At 56.6% G+C, this 15,648-nt stretch carries 16 protein-coding genes; 8 read left to right on the forward strand and 8 right to left on the reverse strand.

Translation table 11 applies throughout. The features are described from left to right. Window positions 1-47 precede the first annotated feature (47 nt). From comD to ACR0D7_RS13715, 7 genes are all read left to right on the forward strand, one after another. Window positions 48-554, forward strand: coding sequence for a sulfopyruvate decarboxylase subunit alpha (gene comD, locus ACR0D7_RS13685; RefSeq protein ID WP_480679498.1), 507 nt, complete (start codon window positions 48-50; stop codon window positions 552-554). Next, the gene (gene comE / locus ACR0D7_RS13690; RefSeq protein ID WP_480679499.1) at window positions 551-1,105 is read left to right on the forward strand and encodes a sulfopyruvate decarboxylase subunit beta; all 555 of its coding nucleotides are present in this window, start codon (window positions 551-553) and stop codon (window positions 1,103-1,105) included. Before comD ends, comE begins: the two co-directional genes overlap by 4 nt. Further along, window positions 1,105-2,205: an alpha-hydroxy acid oxidase gene (locus ACR0D7_RS13695; protein ID WP_480679500.1), complete on the forward strand. Its 1,101-nt coding sequence runs from the start codon at window positions 1,105-1,107 to the stop codon at window positions 2,203-2,205. The genes comE and ACR0D7_RS13695 overlap by 1 nt, the downstream gene beginning before the upstream one ends. Before the next feature lie 126 nt (window positions 2,206-2,331). Continuing rightward, on the forward strand, window positions 2,332-3,630 hold the full coding sequence (locus ACR0D7_RS13700; RefSeq protein WP_480679501.1) for a hypothetical protein: 1,299 nt from the start codon (window positions 2,332-2,334) through the stop codon (window positions 3,628-3,630). Between the two features lie 15 nt (window positions 3,631-3,645). Then, the gene (locus ACR0D7_RS13705) at window positions 3,646-4,767 is read left to right on the forward strand and encodes a cytochrome-c peroxidase (RefSeq protein WP_480679502.1); all 1,122 of its coding nucleotides are present in this window, start codon (window positions 3,646-3,648) and stop codon (window positions 4,765-4,767) included. Next, the gene (locus tag ACR0D7_RS13710; protein ID WP_480679503.1) at window positions 4,767-5,489 is read left to right on the forward strand and encodes an MbnP family protein; all 723 of its coding nucleotides are present in this window, start codon (window positions 4,767-4,769) and stop codon (window positions 5,487-5,489) included. Before ACR0D7_RS13705 ends, ACR0D7_RS13710 begins: the two co-directional genes overlap by 1 nt. A gap of 176 nt (window positions 5,490-5,665) precedes the next feature. Further along, the gene (locus ACR0D7_RS13715) at window positions 5,666-6,175 is read left to right on the forward strand and encodes a hypothetical protein (protein WP_480679504.1); all 510 of its coding nucleotides are present in this window, start codon (window positions 5,666-5,668) and stop codon (window positions 6,173-6,175) included. 23 nt (window positions 6,176-6,198) lie between these two features. Here ACR0D7_RS13715 and ACR0D7_RS13720 read toward each other — a convergent pair whose 3' ends face one another. The 5 genes from ACR0D7_RS13720 to ACR0D7_RS13740 all read right to left on the reverse strand — a co-directional run bounded on the left by ACR0D7_RS13720 (window position 6,199) and on the right by ACR0D7_RS13740 (window position 11,928). Further along, window positions 6,199-6,951 carry an outer membrane protein gene (locus ACR0D7_RS13720; protein WP_480679505.1) on the reverse strand — a complete coding sequence of 251 codons (753 nt, stop codon included), beginning with the start codon at window positions 6,949-6,951 and terminating at the stop codon, window positions 6,199-6,201. A 41-nt stretch (window positions 6,952-6,992) separates the two neighbouring features. Beyond that, window positions 6,993-8,237 (reverse strand): DUF3179 domain-containing (seleno)protein, encoded by a 1,245-nt coding sequence (locus ACR0D7_RS13725; protein ID WP_480679506.1) that lies wholly within the window; start codon window positions 8,235-8,237, stop codon window positions 6,993-6,995. A gap of 19 nt (window positions 8,238-8,256) precedes the next feature. Beyond that, complete coding sequence (locus ACR0D7_RS13730) at window positions 8,257-9,924, reverse strand: sulfatase-like hydrolase/transferase (RefSeq protein ID WP_480679507.1); 1,668 nt, start codon at window positions 9,922-9,924, stop codon at window positions 8,257-8,259. Between the two features lie 104 nt (window positions 9,925-10,028). Then, window positions 10,029-11,666 (reverse strand): sulfatase-like hydrolase/transferase, encoded by a 1,638-nt coding sequence (locus ACR0D7_RS13735; RefSeq protein ID WP_480679508.1) that lies wholly within the window; start codon window positions 11,664-11,666, stop codon window positions 10,029-10,031. Window positions 11,667-11,676: 10 nt separating this feature from the next. Further along, entirely contained in the window at window positions 11,677-11,928 is a 252-nt protein-coding gene (locus ACR0D7_RS13740) for a hypothetical protein (RefSeq protein WP_480679509.1), read from the reverse strand. 123 nt (window positions 11,929-12,051) lie between these two features. On the opposite strand from ACR0D7_RS13740, the gene ACR0D7_RS13745 reads away from it, so the two are divergent. Then, complete coding sequence (locus ACR0D7_RS13745) at window positions 12,052-13,374, forward strand: tetratricopeptide repeat protein (RefSeq protein WP_480679510.1); 1,323 nt, start codon at window positions 12,052-12,054, stop codon at window positions 13,372-13,374. Window positions 13,375-13,448: 74 nt separating this feature from the next. On the opposite strand, the gene ACR0D7_RS13750 is transcribed toward ACR0D7_RS13745, so the two are convergent. The 3 genes from ACR0D7_RS13750 to ACR0D7_RS13760 form a co-directional block, all read right to left on the reverse strand. Beyond that, on the reverse strand, window positions 13,449-13,916 hold the full coding sequence (locus ACR0D7_RS13750; RefSeq protein WP_480679511.1) for a cysteine hydrolase family protein: 468 nt from the start codon (window positions 13,914-13,916) through the stop codon (window positions 13,449-13,451). A 19-nt stretch (window positions 13,917-13,935) separates the two neighbouring features. Continuing rightward, on the reverse strand, window positions 13,936-14,349 hold the full coding sequence (locus ACR0D7_RS13755) for a VOC family protein (RefSeq protein WP_480679512.1): 414 nt from the start codon (window positions 14,347-14,349) through the stop codon (window positions 13,936-13,938). Window positions 14,350-14,494: 145 nt separating this feature from the next. Beyond that, the gene (locus tag ACR0D7_RS13760; RefSeq protein ID WP_480679513.1) at window positions 14,495-15,481 is read right to left on the reverse strand and encodes a helix-turn-helix domain-containing protein; all 987 of its coding nucleotides are present in this window, start codon (window positions 15,479-15,481) and stop codon (window positions 14,495-14,497) included. Between the last annotated feature and the right edge of the window lie 167 nt (window positions 15,482-15,648).

Here is a 15,648-nt window from a genome sequence, read left to right on the forward strand (position 1 = left end):
CCTTTCAATCGCGCCCATGCGCCCCAAACAGGACTGACAGACCGGATATGAACATAGACAAGAAGATCACTGACGATCTGGTCGCAAACGATATCTCGTTTGTAACCACCGTGCCGTGCAAGCAACTGGCCGGAGTCATAGATGAAATCGACACGAGCGACAGCATCTATCACATTCCCTCGAACAAGGAAGACGAGGGCATGGGCCTGTGCGCTGGCGCGTGGATGGGTGGCAAGCGCCCTGCCATCATCATGCAGAACACGGCAATTGGCGTCACCATCAACACGCTGGCAACGCTGATCCAGTTCTACCGCATGCCGTTGCCTATGCTGATTTCCTATCGCGGAGAGCTGCGCGAACCCATCGCCTGTCAGGTCGAGATGGCAGTACACACCAAGGCGCTGCTGGCGCAACTGAATATCCCGACCTACCACTTCCATCATCAGGCGGATGTCGAGGAACTGGATGCGATCCTCAAATATACCTTCATGTGCAATAAACCGGTCGCCATTCTGACCGACGCCAATTTCTGGGGAGGCTACGGCGACCAATGATCCGTTCTGAGATTCTGAAAGAAATCGCCCCGATCCTGCGTGATCAACTGGTTGTCTGCAATATCGGCATCCCCAGTCAGGAACTGCACGCCATCGACGACCAGCCGACCAATTTCTACATGCTGGGTACGATGGGGCTGGCCTCAAGCATCGGTCTGGGGCTGGCGCTGTCGCAGCCGAAACCGGTGATAGTGATTGATGGTGATGGCTCGGTTCTGACCAACCTTGGCACGCTACCGACCATCGCCAACAATGTTGCGGACAACTTTATTCTGCTGATCGTGGACAATGGGTCTTATGGTTCTACCGGGGATCAGCCAACCTATGCCGGGCAGAAAACTTCGTTGGCGAAAATGGCCGAGGCGGCTGGGTGCGAACGGGTCATAGAATGCGCCGCCGAGGACACTGGCCGAGTGCTGCAAGAAGCGCTGGACGCCAAGCAGATGACCATCATCGTCAGCAAATGCGAAAGCGGTAACGCCAAGATGCCGCCGATCACGATGGACCCGGTGGTGATCCGTGACCGCTTTATGAAGGCCGTTCAGGCCTGATGTCAGCCAGCGCCATCCACAGCGCCGAGGACGCCCGCCGTATCGCCCGGCGGCGTCTGCCGTGGATGGTGTTCGACTATATTGATGGCGCGGCGGGGGCCGAGATGGGTGCCGCCCGCAACCGTGCCGCATTGGATACAATGACCTTGCGCCCGCGCGTTTTGCAGGATGTGAGCGAGCGGTCTTTGGCCACCAACTTATTCGGTAACATTGCACAGCGCCCTTTTGGTATTGCGCCGATGGGCATGTGTAACTTGTCCACACCGGGCGCAGATCTGATGCTGGCGCGTTTGGCGGCGCGGTACGAGGTGCCGTTGGGGGTGTCGACTGTTGGCTCCACTACGATGGAAGAACTGATCGAGGTTGCCGAAGGTAATGCCTGGTTTCAGCTCTATTTCAGTGGGGATGGGGTCGGTACGTTCAAGTTGGTTGATCGAGCGCAGGTGGCCGGGTACGAAACGCTGATACTGACTGTGGATGTCCCCGAGGTCGGGCGCCGCCCGCGCGAACTGCGCCACGGATTCAAGATGCCTTTCCGCATCGGTCCGCGCCAGTTCGTTGACTTTGCCTTACATCCACGTTGGTCGCTGTCGACATTGCTGGCCGGGAAACCTCAGATGGCCAACTTTCTGATGGATGGCTACGATTTCGACAGGACGGAAAGCCGGGCAAAGGCGACATGGGAGACGCTTGCCCGCCTACGTGACCAGTGGGATGGGAGACTTGTCGTCAAAGGCGTTCTGGACCCCGAGGACGCCTTGGCTGTGAAATCTGCTGGTGCGGATGCGGTTCAAGTCTCAAGCCACGGCGCGCGGCAATTGGAGAGCGCCCCGGCGGCCTTTGAGGCGTTACAGCAAGTCCGGGCTGTGGTGGGCGATGACTACCCGGTGTTTTACGATAGCGGGTTGCGGTCGGGCGAAGACGCCGTCAAAGCGCTGATCGCGGGCGCGGACTTTGTGTTTTTTGGCCGCGTCGTGCAATTCGCCATGGCTGCCGCCGGTGAAGCGGGGCTGCAGCAACTCTGGCATGTCTTAAGCGACGAGTTCAGTATCGCAATGGCTCAGATCGGAGCTACCTCCATCGGTGATCTGAAACACTGAAAGGCGGCGCCTGCGTATCGGTAGCTATTGCACAGGTTTGGTGCAGCCCCTGAGATATGGTATGAGGTAAGCTAAGGCGCATCCCACTCTGAAGTGTTTAGAAACTGCATAAAAAGGGGGTAAGTCATGTACATCAGTCAATTCAAGCAAAGCATTCTGATCGGAGCGGGCCTGATACTGGCAGGCCTGTCGCCGGCGATGTCTCAGGATCGCGAAGAAAGCCAGGGCATGGTTCTGCTGCGTGGGTTGCCCACGCTGGATACCAGCCACAGCATCGCGATTGTCGAATTGGACCCTGAGTCCGATCGGTTTGGGGATATCCTGAGCGAGGTCGAACAACCTGAAATGGAGCATCCTCTGCACCATCTGTACTACAGCCCCAACGGCAGGCTCTATTCGACAGGTTTGGACCCGTCGTGCAGCTTGGCAGAAGTGGGCCTTTCCCGTGATGCGGATGGCGCACCCGTGATTTCTGGTTTTACCTGCCTGGATACACAAGGCCAGATGGTCGGTGAAGACATCATGTGGGCCAATTCGAACGGGCAGGAATACATGTTCGTGACCTTCATGGGCGGAACCGGTGGGGATGATGGTGGTTCGGTCGGAGTGTTCGACACGCAGACGAATGAGGTCGTCAAGATCATAGAAGCGCGTAAAAGTCAGGTGGGTGAGGGCGAACCCTATATCATGTACCCGCACGGCATCTCGGCCTTTGAGGACCGAATGGTTGTAACCTCGACTGTACACCCGGACTTGGCCACAGGGGTCGGCAATGTACTAACGATCATTGATCTGAACGCCTTGGAGCCCATTGAGAACATCTTGGTCGAAAAGGAAAAACCGCTGAACTTCCCGTCGTCTCCGGTCGAAGTGCTGTTTGCCCGTCCAGATATGCACCTGGAAATCGAACCGGCCATTCTGGCCAATACGATGTTTGGCTTCGAGACATGGAAGGTGCCGTATGACGCCAGCTCGAAAACCTTTGGTGAGGCCGAGGTAATCTACAGCGGCGTGGCCAACAAAACGGCCGTGCCGCTTGAGTTCTACGGGACCGAGGACGAGCTGTTCATCTCACATGCCTTGCCGGGCGTGGTGAAACGCTATGAATTGGCTGCGTTGCCCGAGCTGGTTTCAAGCGGGCCGGATATCGTCGCCGATCCGGGCGCGCATCACATGATTTTTTACACCTCGGCATCGGGCCGCGACTTGATCGCCATTCAGAACAACCTACTGAATCTGGGCAACGGCGCGGATGATGATCCGACGGATGTGGATTTCATCGCCGATCTGGCCAGTCATACGATTTCGGTCCACGATCTGGAGACCGGTGAGCGCCTGGCCACGATCGACTTTAAGGAACGCTACAATAAGGGGGTGGACAACCTCGAAGGCCTGTTTGGCTCGGGTTTTGTGCACCACCACTAACGGCTTGAGAGCGTTATGCTTCGGGTGTTTCTGATCCTCTCCGCCGTCGCAGGAATTGCGGCGGCGGGGTGGTTGGTATGGGATCGTTTGCGTGCTCCAATCGCAACCCCGATTGCGGATTTTTCCGCGCCTTTTGTGTTCGGGCGGTTTTCTGTTCCGCCTGAGAACCCGCTGACGCAGGAAGCCTTCGCACTGGGCCGGCATCTGTTCTACGACCCTATGTTGTCGGGTAATAATCAGGTTTCTTGCGCCACCTGCCACGTGCAGGCGCTGGGCTTTACCGATGGGCGGGCCAAATCTCCGTCACTGTCGGGGGGCGAACTGGACTTCAGCTCGATGAGCCTTGCCAACCTGCTGTGGGGGCAGGAGAGGTTCTTTTGGGATGGCCGCGCGACGTCGCTTGAGGTGCAGGCGCTGATGCCAATCCAGCACCCGGACGAGATGGGGCAGGACATCGACGACCTGATGGCCGAACTTCAGGCTTCTGGTACATATCGCAAGATGTTCCGCCGGGCTTACGGAGAGGTTACGCCCGAGAACACGGCCAATGCCTTGGCAACCTTCATGCGTATGCTGATCTCGGCAGATTCCAAATATGACAAGTACCTGCGGGGCGAGGTCCGACTGACTGCGCAAGAGGAACATGGGCGCAAACTGTTCATGGCGCATCCGGACACCAAGATTTCTTTGCGGGGCGGCAACTGCATTGACTGCCACAGCCAGTTCCTGACGTCGGGGTTTCGCGACGCGCTGGACGGTTTTTCCAACAATGGACTGGACCCGGACGAGACACTGCCTGATGGCCTAATGGCCGTGACCGGAAACCCTGCGCACAAAGGCTTCTTCAAGGTGCCAACCCTGCGCAACATCGCCGTCACCGCGCCTTACATGCATGACGGCCGGTTCGAGACGCTTGAGGATGTGATGGCGCATTACAATGACGGTATTGTGGTCAGCGACACGCTTAGCCCCTTGATCCTTGAGGCCGACAACGCACCCGAGGCCAGGCAAGGCACGTTTGGCCTGCGCATGACGTCCGAAGAGATGGAGGCCATCATCGCCTTTCTCCACACGCTGACAGACGACGCCTTTCTGACCAACCCGCTGTTTTCCAACCCATTTGATGGAGGTTCCTGATGCGTCTGCTTCTTGGGATTTTGGCAATTGCGACCGTGATCATAGGGTGGATCTACCTGAAGCCGGGGCAAAAAGAGCCCACACCGATCACATTGATTTTTCACGCCGAGTTGGGGGGCGAACCTTTGGTCTATGATCAGTTCGTCTATGACAATCCGGGTGGGGCGGGGCAGTATAGGGTCCGCGATTTCAGGTTCTACCTGAGCAACCTGTCCCTTTGGCAAGGCGATCAAGCTTTCGCCGAACCGGACAGCTATCACCTGTTGCGCTTCGATAATACGGACAAGACGCATTCCATCACTCTGCCCGAAGTACCTCTGGCTTCGATTGATACAGTCCGCTTCCTGATCGGTGTCGATCCGGCAGCGAATAAATCTATCGAGGTAAGGGGCGATCTGGATCCCAACAGCCAGATGGCCTGGAACTGGGAGGTTGGCTATAAATTCGTGGTCTTCGAAGGCGCGTTGAAAGTGGATCAGGATGTATCACCTCTGGTCTATCATGTTGGGTTCTCGGAAAATGCGCGAGAGGTGGCGTTCTCGCTTCCGGCAGATGTTCTTGCGGAAGCAAATGGCCAGGTACATCTGACAGTCGATCCGGAAAAATTGTTCGATGGCAGCGCACGGATTGATATGCAGGCACTGCCTTCTGTCAAATTCAACCGCACTGACGCTGAGATTCTGGCCAACAACTATGCGACAATGATAGCCCCAGCTTTCTAAAGCCCATTATAAGACGGCAGCATTGATTTTCGCGTTTGCAAGAGTAATTTTCAAAAAAGTGGCGCTGCACTGATCGCGACTTTTCAACAAAGTCTTACTTCTGCCTATATTTCGTCAGATCAACCACAAATTCATCTTTCAGGTTCATTCTCGGCCTATCTGAGAGGATTTGATTGATGCAGCCCATATTTCGGCATGTCTATCTTGAACGGCGCAGACTGGCGTTGATCGGTGCTTTATCGTTTGTGGCAGGGGTGATTTTGTACTCGCACATGGGTACTACTCCGGGTGGAGTGCCAGTACCGATCATTATCGGGCTGATCTACATGGTAGCCGTAGTTGGGGCAGCCGCGCTGACCACCTATTTTCTGCCGCGCCTGCGTCGGATTACGGACGCGGTGGCCGTTACGCGGCTTGGGTTTGCGTTGTGGGTCGCGTCGACGCATAGCTATGAATTGGCGTCGTCACCGCTTGTCAGCGCAACAGTTGTCGTTGGCAGTGCGATACTCCTGCTAGAGATCAGCCCCAGACTTCCGGCCTTTGCACGGGTGTTTTCCATCCCGGAAGAGCGTCTAGACTTTACGCAAAAAGCGCGGGATTTTCTAAACTGGCTCGACAATGCAGCCGGGTATCACGCGCACACACTCGCAGCAATTACAACCGAGCGTACTCGCGCTCACGGCTAAGGCTTGAGCTTGGTTTCGAATGGTCAGAACCGGTAGGTGGCGCCAATCAGCGGGCCGGATTGATCGAAATCATAATCATTGCCGTCAATCTCGTGCTCGAACGAGATGTACCGATAACCGCCTCGCAGCACCCATCTGTCGTTGATGGCGTAGTCGGCTGTTAGCAGAACTGACCATGTCTGGCTGCCGCCGCGGAAGCCTCCATAATCCACATAAGCTGTGCTGGTCCACGTGTCCGACAGGGTGAACCGGGCGCGGACACCCAAAACCGGATCGACCCAACTCGCATCGGCGTCACTCTTGCGAGAGGGTAACCCGTCGGGTGTGAGGGTAAATTCTGTGTCTGTACTGTACCACCTGAAACCGCCTGCCAAATCCACTTTTACCGACGGATCGTTGCGCACCCGGTATCCCAATAGCGCCGTGAGGAACTGTGTTTTCACCGAGGTTTCCAAATCCCCGCCCAAAGGACCCGGTGCGGTATTGCCAAATGACAGGTTGGTATAGTTGTAATCGGCCAGCACACTCCATTGACCGTTGGAGGCAGCCAACGCGCCCATGAAAGCGAAGTCCAGGTTTTCCAAAGCGTCTGAAAAGCTCAGCGTGCCGTCCAGCGTACCCGAGGGCGTTTCCAGGCGAGTCTCGGTCTCGGGCATGAAAAGATAGATCGTGGCCTCGTATGACCACCCGGATTCCTGCGCTGCGGTCGTCGTTGCTGCAAATGCAGAAATAGCTGCGGCAAGCGCGCTTGGTTTAATGCCTCGTATGCGTCCCATTCTATCCCTTCCTTACTATACTTTTGGTGCTGAAACTGAGGTTATGCAGCTACGCCATCTGAGCGTCCCATGTCAGCACCGACGCGATTGATGTCGGTGTCAGGGAAAAACTCGGACCAGACGTGCCAGAAAACGCCTGCGCGCAGGGTTTCGACCCTTTGCAGCCTGCCCTGATCGGACATGCCCCAGAAATCGCAACGGGTGACGGGTGCGCCACTGTCATTGTACCAGACGCCGAGGCTTTCATATTTCGGGTCGAGACTGACCACGACGTCGCGCCCGCCTACAGAGGCGTTGACGATCCAGTTGTTGTCCACGACGAAATCATCCGTCCAACAGGCGGCGTCGTTGCCGACGGTTATCCCCCACACATAGGTTTTGTTCGGCAGCCGGTCGTCTGATCGGTCCATATTGTCCATCACCGGCGCATCTTCCTGATGTTGGCGGCCGATCCCCCAGCCAAATGTGATTTCGGTCACCATGTCCAGCAGCCGCAGCAGTGGATTGGGAGAGGGCATGTTCAGGTACACCTCGCCATCGGGAAACGCCTTTTTAAAACCACGGAATGTCATCCGATAGGTCGGCCAGGGTTTCATTTGCGCCTCAGGGCGTAAGGGGCAGGCAAGACCGTCTGCATTGGGGTCGCGGTCAGCCTCACGGAAACCATAGATGTGCTGGATCGGCTCACCAGATTCGTTGTCGCGCAGGATCAGGTTGTTGCCATGCTGGGCCAGAACCTCGAGGTCTAAACGCTTGCCTTCGATCCGAGGGACATAGCCCTGCCCGAGGTTGGCCATCGCGCAATAGGTCATGACGACGTCTTTACCGCCCAACCCATCTACGTCCCCAGCCAGATGAGGTCGCATGATCTGCGCGTCCGGGTGTGCGCGCGCGTGGCCATTGTTGTCGAACACGATGACCGGCGCGGTTGGGCCGACATATTTCTGCGCCTCGCTGATAGGAAAGAAGGCTGCGTCATTCAACTGATTGCGCAGGCCCAGATGAACCCAGACATAGGGGAACCCATATAGAAACAGAACCAGCAGCGCTGAGATGCACCACAGCCAAAATGGCCCGCCGCCTAGTATGAAATGCGCCAGCGTAGCGATGACAAACCCGCCAAGCCCCACGCCGATCAAACGGTATTCTTGTCGGATAAAGCGCACCATATTTTTGCGTTTCACCTTCAGCAGCATCTGCGAAATGTCACCCAGATCCCGGAAGTAGACGAAGCCGATCCCAAGCGAGACAACCAAGCCAAGAGCGAAGAGTATAGTTCCGGCCATGTGCACCTCCTGTCTGGTGTTACTGCTGCGGCGAGGCGCGTTTGATCATAAACGCTTCGACGGCCTGTTGCGTTTCGGGGCGGATGTTCTCGATCCCCTCATAGGGCACACCGTAGGCGGGCGTGGTGTCGGGGAATTTTTCCTTTCGGGCCATGTGGCGGCCTAGAATGCGTACGAATTCCTGCCCGCCCCAGGCACCGACTTCAGTTGAAACTGAATACTCCTCGCGCGTGTCCCGGTAGAGGTCGAAGAATTTGGCCGCGATGGCGTTCTGTCCTGCTGCGGGCAGTTTTAGCTTGAGTTGGTCCTTCACGATCGCTTCGGGTTTAGCGATCGAATAGATGATGACGTGATCGCGACGGGCCTTGGATTCATCTGCGAATAACAACGCGGCAGATTGGTCCACTCCATCCACCAGACGGTCCCGGGGGATGAACTGATCGGCCCCGGCAAAACGCGACAGCGTCGTATATAGGTCAGTGACATGGACAATGTTGTTCAGCAGCCCATCGGCTTCGATCATGCCGGGCCAGCGGATGAAAGCATCAACGCGGACGCCGCCCTCGGTCGTGTCGCCTTTGCCTCCGGCGTAGATTAACGGAGTGAAGCCGGATTGTGGGGAGTATTTGGTGAAGTGGCCGTTGTCCCCCATGACCACAACCACTGTGTTTTCCGTCAACCCGAGCTCATCCATCCGCGTGAAAAGATCGCCCAGCCACTGGTCCAGCAACTGCATCTTGTCGACATACAGACCACCGTTCGCGCTCTCGGGCCCGTCGCGTCCAGCGCGGGTGTTGTCCAGCGGGATCATCGGCCAATATTGCAGGAAGAAGGGCTCTTCGCCCCCGCCAAGACGTTCCAGCTCCTCTAGCGTCTTGTCTTGAAACGCTTGATTCATCTCGTCATATTTTGCGGCATTCCAACGCTCACCGGTTTCCATGCGGATCTCACGAATCGGGCCACCGGTTTCGCCCTCGATCACGGTCATCATCGCTGCGGAGTCCGGGCGGAACCAACCGTCCAAAGTGTATTTATCATCATAGTCCCGGATCGCGACCGTGACCTGTTCCTTGATCGCGTCGTCGTTGAAAATGGTTAGTTGGCCCTGTTGGTGAATGGCGTGTTGGGCGTAATCAAAGCCCTGATTCATCGCCCAGCTTTCAGCGATATCGCCCATGTGCCATTTACCGACGTGACTGGTGGCATAGCCCGCCTGCTTCAACACCTCCGCTAGAGTGATTTCACCCCCCGGCAGACCAAAACCGGCAATATCCACGGTCGTATCGCCCATGCCCATGCGCACCGGCAGCCGTCCGGTCATCTGCGCCACGCGAGTCGGCGTGCAAGAGGGTTCGGTATACATCCGCACCATCCGCATGGCCTGATCCGAGAAATCATTGATGTTTGGCGTCTCGTATCCCCGCACGGCGTTCAGCTCGGGAATACCCATGTCGCCGAAGCCCATGTCGTCGATCAATACGCTGACGATATTCGGAGGTTTGCCCCCGTTCCCCTCACGAAACGCCGCTAGCGCCTCATTTACGGCAGCGTCATCCTGAGCCCATTGCTCGGCGTGTTGTGCCTGAAGAATGTAAAACTCCGCATCGTGTTGAATTGGGTTTTCCTGTGCCACAGCTGGTGCGGTCACAAGGCCTGCTGCCACCGCAATCCACCATCTCAAATCCATTCCGTACTCCCCCTCCGCTGTCAGAATGCCCCGCGGTTAATTTCGCCGACTAATCTCACATTAAAACATTACGATACTTATTTTGAAATTTCTACGGAACTGCATCACTGCCAGCTCATGAATACATCGCGCGTCAGTTCCGACTCCGGACGTAGGTTTTCGATCCCCTCGTAGGGACGGCCCTTGCCGATCTCGGAATGGGGGTATTTTGCGATCATCTTCTGGTGGCGTTTGATCATGTCCTGAAACGAAGCTCCGGCCCAAAGAGAGTACCCGACCAACGGATGTTTCTCACGTGGGTCGCGATAGATGTTGTAGGTGGGTGCCGCTGCGCCGGGCTGTCCGGGGGCAGGCAGGTGCATCTTGAACTCCTGCTTAACCACAGACCGCAGCACCGGGCCTTCGTAAACGTAGACATAGTCGCGCCGGCCATGACCTTCGCCGTTCAGCAGTAGGGCTGTTTGGTCGATGCCGTCGATTATCCGGTCGCGCGGGATAAAGTCCGTGGCTCCGGCTATCCGGGCCATCGTGGTGTAAATGTCCGAGACGTGAAAGATGTCGCCCGCAGCACTGTTGGGTTCGATGACGTTGGGCCAACGGATGAAGGCATCGGTGCGCACGCCGCCTTCAAGGTGCTGGGTCTTGCCGCCGCGATAGATCAGCTGGTTCAGGCCCGAGCTGCCTTCGTAGTGATACATCAGGCCATTATCGGCCATCAGGATCACGATGGTGTTGTCCGCCTTTCCGGTTTCATCCAGCGCCTGCAGCAGGTCACCAATCCAACCGTCCAGCAGTTGCAGTTTGTCGGCGTGGAACCCGCCGTTGCGCGAGATCGCCTGATCGGCATAGACAAAGTTAAGCGGGTAGAGCGGCCAGTATTGCAGGAAAAAGGGCGCATCATCGGCCGCGACACGCTGCAGCTGTTCCAGCGCCTGCTGCTGATAGCGCAGGTTCATGTCCTCGTACTTCGCCTGCGTCCAGACCTCACCCGCCGCCATGTCGACTTCGCGCGCCAAACCGCCAGCCTCGGCCTCAACACCAGTGACCAGACCGTAGGGTTTGAAACGCTCGTCCAGAAGGAACTGGTTGTTCTGCCCTTCGGGAACATAGCCGAGCATGGCATTGGACCGCATCGCCTCGGGGGTCATAAGGCTCAGCTGGACTTGCTGGTGCAGGGGGAAGGCGGCCCACTCAAAGCCCTGATTATGCGGATAAGATTCTTCGATATCGCCCTGATGCCACTTGCCGACATGGGTGGTTGAATACCCCGCCTGTTTCAGGATTTCGGGCAGGGTGACTTCAGAGGCAGGAAGACCTTCGCCCACCAGCGCGACCTTGACCTCTTCAACGCCCGCACGCACCGGGTGACGGCCTGTCAGCAGCGCTGTACGCGTAGGGGTGCAGGAGGGCTCGGTATACATCCGCATCAGGGACAGGCCTTCAGTCGCCAGTTGGTTGATGTTCGGCGTCTCGATCCCCATGACGTAGTTCATCTTGCGGTCGCCCATCTGGCCGAAGCTCACATCATCAATCAGGATGTAGAGGAGATTGGGGGGATGACCGCCATTGGCGGCCCGGATCTCGGCCAGTCTGGCGTCAATCTCAGCGTCTTGCGCATCCCACGTTTCACCGAATTGCGCGCGCAGGTACTCGAACTCGCCATCGTGAATGATCGGAGCGTCCTGAGAAACCGCGGGGCTGGCGGTGAGGATCAAAAGGGGCAGGAGGGCATGGAGTTTCATAGTCAACCTTTCACTCATTCGTGCAATCGGAGGCTTGCAATCGCTTTTCGATAACGTTCCGCAAATCCGAGACGCTTTCGGCCAGATCAGCGAGGTAACGGGTTTGCGTTTGTCCTGTTGCTTGTGGGGCCAGGGCGAGATCCGAAAAGACCTCGTGATAATCGGCGCAAATCTGGTCGAATTCCGTGTCTTGGGCACGCAGGACACGCAGCCGATGTGCTGTGCCGGGAAATTGTGCGTCAAAGAATTCGTCATCTGTCATCTGAGAGGGCACTCGCTGGAGTTACCCCTCAAGTATGCCTGGCCAAGAATATGTATTGAACGTAAAAGGCCGCATGCTACCGTAGCAACACGCCGCCAAGTCCTTACCTTGAAAGGATAGTTCTTGACTGCCAAAGCTGACGAAAACGCGCGACAGAGCGCAGGGTCGTTCCCCCCGGAACAGATCAAGGCTGCGCTTGAACGGGTATTGGCCTCGAAGGATTTTAAGGGATCGGCCCGGATGCAGTCGTTCCTGACCTATGTCGTGACCGAAGCGCTGGCTGGGTGCACTGATGAAATTCGCGCCAAGACGATTGCCATGGATGTCTATGGCTATGACCCCGATGACTTGTCCCGGCGGGAAGGGGTTGTGCGCGTCGACGCAGGACGCGTACGGCGCAAGCTCAAGGCTTACTATGGCGGCGAGGGCGCGTCGGACCCGGTGGTCATTTCACTACCGGTTGGTAGCTATGCGCCGGAGTTCCTCGTGGGCGCAGAAGGCGGGCGCCAGGGTGTACGGCCTCTATATCTTGTCGGCGCAGCTTTGGGCGTGGCTGCGTTGGGCTTAGGCATTTTTCTGACGTCGTCGTTTTTTAGGGAAAGCCACACGGCTTGGCCTTTGGGCGATCAGTCTACGATCTACGATGTCTCTCCAACCCGCGTTGAGGCGATGAACTTGTGCAGCGCAGGACGGGACCTGATCTTCCCGGTGGTGGATTTGTCGCGCCTTCGACCTGCCTTGTTGGTTTTTGAAACAGCGACACAACGAGATCCGCTGTATTACTGCGGCTATGCAGGCGCGGCGCAAGTCGAAACCATGTTGGCCATTCTGCAATTCTGGGACCCGGTTGCCGACGAATTGCTGGCCGCCGCCAATGACAATAGCACCCACGCAATGGAACTGGCACCGGATGCGCCATGGGCGCTGTCCGCGCGCGCATGGTTTGAGTTTGCCGTGGGCAACTTTGGCAAGGCCACCGACCTGTCGCGGCGGGCAACCGACATTGCCCCCAATGACCCGCATATTGCCGAGTTTGATGCCCTGATCTCGCTTTATACCATGGATTTCGACCGGGTTCTTTCCCATGCCGACCGGTATCAGGCGCTCGCTAGAGATAGCGGAGGATCGGTGGCCGGAAATGCGCTGGGTGCGGCGCAGTTTCACACGGGCGACTATTCGGGGTCGATCCGTACCTACGAAGATACAATTGCGCGCGGTGGGCCGTTCGGGCCGATTTCCACCGCGTACTTGATGGCGGCACATTGGCACAATGGCGACCACGTCGAGGCCCGGAGATTGGCCGAGGTTTATACTAAGACCTGGCCGAATTTCCCTCTGGAGGCGTTGAAAATTCGGGTGTTTGTAGACCCCGCGCCAGTTCAGAACCTGATTATGGCCATGCGTACGGCCGGGTGGGGCGATGCAGAACCCGCAACCGCGCAGTAAGTCCTGAAAAACACCGAAAATGACCACCTGTTTGGCTGGTATTGTTGCCTATTCCACACATTTACTTGTGCGCGTCAGAGCAACTCTAAATGATTATCAATAACCTGACCGAAATGATGTCGCCACAGGTCAACGCCCAGCTTGCCGCTGCGATCCAGTGAGGACCCGACAACCGCGTCGGCCACAATGGTCGGCTGAAGTCCCGCGTCAAACAGGGCGAAACCTGCGGCCAGCACGCAAGTATCGGACTGAATGCCGCAAACCAGAACCCGGTCAACATTCCAGATTTGAAACTGTTCGATCACGTCCGAGGGCAGGCCATAGCCGTATTTCAGAACAATTTTATCCGCCTGAACCAGGCTGTCATCAATGGATCGGGGTTTCCACCCAAGCTGTCGGAAAAAAGGGACTTTGGCCTCGTCATGGCGTACGACCGTGGCGACCGACGGATACTTGGCTGCCAATAGCCGGCTGCGCTCGACCAGCCACGATGGCGGATCAAAGCAGGGCTGAACGTCGACGACAAGTACGGCCTGTTTCAATCAATGCCTCCTAAATGGGTTACAGCGCCTGATGGACCTCGATGATGTTGCCTTCAGGGTCGTGGAAAAACAATTGGTGCCATTCTTTCGCGAAAGCAGTGCCATAGTCTGAATAGGGAACCTCATTGTCGTCGAGCAGTTTTTTGAAGGCCTCAATGTCGTCCGTTCGAAACGCGATATGGCCGCGCTCGACAGGGTTGATGGTTTCGCCATGTTTGAAGGCGACATCCAGGTTTTTCTCGGCAAGATGCATCTGCATGCCACCATCGGTGGCAAACCGAATCTTGCCAGCATAGCCCTTGTCGTTGGTAGCTTTGGGCCGGGGGAAGTTTTCGATCGGAATGTTATCCAACCCAAGGATCTGGGTATAAAAGCGGTGTAACCGCTCGACATCTTCAGAGACAAAATTGATGTGGTGAAATTCAAGTTTCATTCCGGCCGGGCCTTGTGATTGGTGAGTGAGACCAGAAAATCCCAAGAGTCGGCGACAGGCAAGCCCGGTGACACATGGTAGAATTTGCCGTCGAGCGTCAACGTCAGCCCGCCTGCGGCTATTGTCCGGCGGCTCAGTGCGGTGCTTATTGCTCCGATAAGTTACCAGCAAAGCGATGGCTGCGCACCGCCTCGGGCGTTGTCTTATATTGTGCCCTGAATGCGCGCCCCAAGGCGCCTGTGGATGAAAACCCCGTTGCCGCCGAAATCTCAAGCTGTGGCATGTCGGTGTATCGTAAGAGGCTGTAAGCGCGTTCCAGCCGCAACTCACGATAGGTCGTCAACAGCTTGACGCCTGTCTTGTTCAGAAAACGTCGCTGCAACTGACGTGTGGACGCGCCTAACGCCTCAGCAAGATCGGAAATCTTCAGTGGATCTTCGACATTTTTAAGCATCTTTTCAACCACTTGGCGCACCATCGGATCTGCCCCCGACCGCTGAACAAGCCGGGTCGCAAGCTGGCTTGAACAGCTGCGTTTTGGCTCGGTCAGGCCGATATAGCTGCGCAAGGTTTCTGCCAGATGCTCGCCGTGATCCAGTGCCACAAATTCCGACAAAAGGCGTAGGGCGCTGAGCTTGGTCGCGGCACTGTGTACCCGACCGCCTGGAGATCGGTACGAACACTGATGGCAGTCAGCGAGGCCAATTTCCTGTGCAGCTGCCAGAAAATTGGGGTGAATGGCGGCGACGGTTTGGTCGCCTCTTCCGGTTTGTGCCAGCAGCAATACTGCCCCGCCAACCAGTATCGAACGGGGTGCAAGGTTAAGCACCTGCGAAAGCCGCGACGTATCGTTGTAATCGTTGAGCCAGGTCTTGTGGAAATCGCCCCAGAAAATCGCGGTGCGGCCTGACCAATACAGCGGATCACCCGCTGGTGCCTTCGCCGCACAGCGAATGTTCACAGAATAGGTGTGATCTTCAACAAGGTCATTGAGAGCTTGAAAGAACTCGACAACCATTTCCGCCGACGCCTTGGATTCAGATTCGTTCAGAAAAACGTCTATGTTGCGTTGCCGTTCAATTGTTGTTCTGGCCAATTGAGCATGGTCGTTTCCGAGGACATAGTGTTTCATTGTTCCTCCAGTTGCTTTGAACGGATTGATCCCGTTACGGCTTGGCCAGATTTAGGTTGTTATCCCCCCCGCTTTTTTGGCGGGGGGTTTTGTTTTTTTATTCTGCGGCGTCTTGGTATGCGTCCATTGGGGGGCATGTGCAGACGAGGTTTCTGTCGCCGTATGCG

This window comes from Ruegeria sp. BB7 (assembly GCF_056539365.1).